Source organism: Burkholderia sp. Ax-1724, assembly GCF_011752995.1.
Classification (GTDB): domain Bacteria; phylum Pseudomonadota; class Gammaproteobacteria; order Burkholderiales; family Burkholderiaceae; genus Paraburkholderia.
The window spans coordinates 1-255 of sequence record NZ_VWWL01000069.1 but is presented as its reverse complement, the minus strand read 5'-3'; the positions used below and the strand labels follow the sequence as shown (position 1 = coordinate 255).

1 protein-coding gene is annotated in these 255 nt (G+C 65.5%); it reads right to left on the bottom strand.

What is annotated here, in order from left to right; translation table 11 throughout:
• The coding region (locus F3J19_RS32340) for a transposase (protein ID WP_167050557.1) at window positions 1-255 on the bottom strand (255 nt) is incomplete at both ends.

Sequence of the window (255 nt, the reverse complement as noted above, 5' to 3'; positions counted from 1 at the left end):
GTCGCGGGCTGCCTGCGCCGCCGTGTCGCCCGTATAGCCCTGGTCAGCAAAGGCGAGTTTTACCGTCTGACCGGTGACATGCTGAACCTGACGCGCAAGCTCGCCCACCTGTGCACGCTCCTGCTCGTTGGCCGGCGTAATGTGCACCGCGAGCAGCAGGCCCAGCGTGTCGACGGCCATATGGACTTTGCTGCCTCGCTTGCGCTTGTGACCGTCATAGCCCGCGCGCGGTCCGCTTTCGCACGTGGACTGCAA